This window comes from Methanospirillum sp., from assembly GCF_035560735.1.
Classification (GTDB): domain Archaea; phylum Halobacteriota; class Methanomicrobia; order Methanomicrobiales; family Methanospirillaceae; genus Methanospirillum.
Map to the genome: position 1 here is coordinate 1 of NZ_DATMYY010000211.1, position 3,513 is coordinate 3,513.

The following is a 3,513-nucleotide window of genomic DNA, read 5'->3' on the forward strand; positions in this document are numbered from 1 at the left end:
GGATAAATTGATTACATTAAATATCAATGATGCCAAGGACCTTTCTGCAGAGGGGGCAGATACCGTTTCATCAATCATTATCCTCATCACCGTTTCGATAATCATCGGTGCCATTGCTGCACTCTCTCTCGGAACGATCATTAGTAAGAGTATAACCGGACCGCTGGCACGTGGGGTATACATGATGAAAGAGATGAGCACCGGCCATCTCGGAAACAGGCTGAAGATGACCCGAAAGGATGAAATCGGAGAACTTACAGCGGCAATGGACAGTTTTTCTGATGAACTCCAGTTTGTCATAATTGGCGGAATGAAACAGATAGCAGAAGGGGATATTTCACTCTCAATTACGGCCCAGGATGACAAAGACGAGATTGCACCGGCATTCAACCAACTGATTTCAGCAATCAACAACATTGTGGGAGAAGTTGGTACACTCATATCAGAAGCTGAGGAAGGACAACTCCAAAAACGGGGAGATACAACCCGGTTTACCGGAGCTTACCAGAATATCATCATCGGGATCAACAATATGCTTGATGCAATCACAACCCCGCTTAATGAGGCACTCAGAGTAGCTGATCAATATTCACATGCCAGATTTTCAGCACGGTTTAATGAGGAGATTGTTGTCAAAGGTGACTTGATTGCACTCAAAAAAGGGCTCAATACCGTTGGATCTGAACTCTCTGCTGCAATAAAAAGTATATCTGAACAGGTTAGTGCTCTTTCAGCCTCTTCAGAAGAAGCTGCCGCAAGTGTTGAAGAAATAACTTCTGGTTCTGCATCAGTTGCACAGAGTTCTGGTGTTGTTAGTGCAAATGCAGATAAGAGTGTCACTGCTGTGAACCAGGTTCTTGGAGCCATGGAGGAACTGAACCGGTCTGTGGCTACTGTTGCAACAAAAGTTGATTCTGTAAGCAGACTGACCCAGGAAGCTAACGGTACTTCAACTAAAGGAGTTAAGCAGGCAGCAGTTGCAGAAAACGGCATGGTTGCAATTAACGGAGCAGTTAGTGATGTTGGTGTAATCATCAACGAAATCAGAGACCAGATGAATGAGATCAATAAGATCGTTGTAATTATCAGCGATATTGCAGATCAGACTAATCTATTAGCCCTCAATGCTGCCATCGAAGCAGCACGTGCCGGTGATGCAGGTATGGGATTTGCTGTCGTAGCCGACGAGGTTAAGACCCTCGCTCAGGAATCCCAGGGATCAGCAGAAAACATCTCAAAGATCATAACGTCTTTACAACAACAATCACAGAGGGCAGCGAATGCAATGGATATTGCGAATACCGAGGTATCTAGGGGATCTACTGCAATAACAGAGACTATCCAGTTGTTCCATCATATTGCAGAGCAGGTGGAAGAGATCTCAATGCACATGACTGAAGTGGCCAGCCTTTCAGAAGAAGAATCTGCAGCAGTAGAGGAGATAACATCCAGTGTCTCTGAAGTAAAAGAGATGGCAACAGAGACAGCAGAGGAAGCAGTAAGTACGGCAGCAGCAACTGAAGAGACTGCTTCAGCCCTCAACCAGGTATCAGAGATCATTAGCGAACTTTCAGTCATTGCAACCAGAATTGATGAATCGGTCGCACGACTGAATGGGTGAGAGGATAGATCTCCTCAACCTATCAGGAGGAATTATGGAAATAACGGATATAGATCAAAATTTTAATCCTCATGCTCATCAGGCAATTACACCCATTACAAAAAAGGGGACATCAAAAAAGACTACCACAGAGGATCTTCAGTTTGTAGAATTTACTTTAGGGACTGAATGTTTTGCAATTAATCTGTTCAGTACAAAAGAAGTCCTTACACCAACAGATATAACTCCCCTTCCAAATACCCCGGTATATATCAGGGGAGTCATGGATCTCCGTGGCACGATCACCACGATTGTCGATCTGAAAACATTGTTAAATATTAGTGATACCGGAGAGGGAAAGAAGAAATCCAGGATCATTATTCTTGACGGCGACCACTCAGAAAAGCCTATCGGAATCCTTGTTGATGATGTATATTCAGTAAGCACTCATCATGCTGTAGAGATTGAACGTGAATCTGAAAATGCATCACATACAACCAGATTTATCCTTGGAGTGATCAGAAAAAATCAAACCTCCGGGCAGAAACTTGTTCTCTGGCTTGATATTCAGAAAATTCGTGAATCAATAAAAAACGAACTCTGATAATACTACATAGCACAAATCTATTTTCTTATTTTTCAAAACAATTTTTTCATGCTCCTGAATCTCTCTCCGGTCAGATATACACAGCCTGAATCCACGATAATATCTCAGTCTGATTGTTACTGATTCATGAAATGGAGGTATCCGGATCGGGCTTACCCAATTCAATATCAACTGTTTTCAGGACGGTTGGGATATCTATCTGCTGGCTACATTTCTCAAGACACATGTTGCACTGGATGCATTGTGAAGCATATTCCGGTTTCCCTGCATTGCGGGCTCCACTTAATCTGGTCGTATACCGGGATTTTACCTGCTCTATGTTTCCATTAAGATACAAACTGTTATAGATATCAAAGCATAGAGGAATATTTACTCCTGCCGGGCAGGGTACACAATATTTACAGCCAGTGCAACTAACTTTGAATAGTTCAAAATATTTTCTCTCAACATTGTTGATCAGATCCAATTCAGGTTTGGTAAGTGAATGCGGATATGCTTGATCTGCAATCGCAATATTTTCCTCAATATGTGTCTCTTCATTCATCCCTGAGAGAACAACTGTCACTTCAGGATGGTTCCAGACCCATCGTAATGCCCATTCAGCAGGAGTTCTCTTTACCTCAGCTTTATCCCAGATCTCCTGTACTTCTTGAGGAATAGAATTAGTCAGGCTCCCTCCCCTGAGTGGTTCCATAACGATAATCCCAATGCCTTTTGAAGCTGCATATTTTAGACCAGTTGTTCCGGCCTGTTTTTCTTTATCCAGGAAGTTATATTGTATCTGGCAAAAATCCCAGTTGTATGCATCAATAATTTTCTGAAAATCCTTTCCATTGCCATGAAATGAAAACCCAGTACAGCCGATTCTCCCATCTGCCTTGGCTGTATCTAGAAATTCTTTAATATCAAGGCTTTCCATCTTCATCCATAATTCTCCGGTGAGTGAATGAAGAAGGTAATAATCAATTTTATCGGTCTGAAGCCTCTTAAGCTGGGTATTGTGGTAATTATCCAACTCTTCATGACGTTCAATCAGCCGTGAAGGTAACTTTGTTGCCAGCTTGACTCTTTGACGATATCCATCTGAAAGGGCCCTGCCCACAAACAACTCACTTTCTCCTTTGTGGTAAGGCCAGGCCGTATCGATGTAATTTACACCATGATCAACTGCATACCGGAGTTCCTGTCTGGCTCGTTCTTCATTAATAGAACCATCATCATTTAATGCAAGACGCATACAACCAAATCCAAGAATGGATAATTTATCCCCGGTTTTTGGATTGATTCTGTATAACATGTTTATATC

General features: G+C 42.3%; 3 protein-coding genes. 2 read left to right on the forward strand and 1 reads right to left on the reverse strand.

The window, feature by feature from the left end; all coding sequences use genetic code 11:
* Window positions 1–1,621, forward strand: a 1,621-nt coding sequence (locus VN429_RS06205; RefSeq protein WP_325631006.1) for a methyl-accepting chemotaxis protein, incomplete at its 5' end; no start/stop codon positions are given.
* A gap of 34 nt (window positions 1,622–1,655) precedes the next feature.
* Complete coding sequence (locus VN429_RS06210; protein WP_325631008.1) at window positions 1,656–2,204, forward strand: chemotaxis protein CheW; 549 nt, start codon at window positions 1,656–1,658, stop codon at window positions 2,202–2,204.
* Between the two features lie 127 nt (window positions 2,205–2,331).
* Here the strand turns inward: VN429_RS06210 and VN429_RS06215 are convergent.
* Window positions 2,332–3,513: aldo/keto reductase (locus tag VN429_RS06215; RefSeq protein ID WP_325631011.1), on the reverse strand; the 1,182-nt coding region annotated here is incomplete at its 5' end.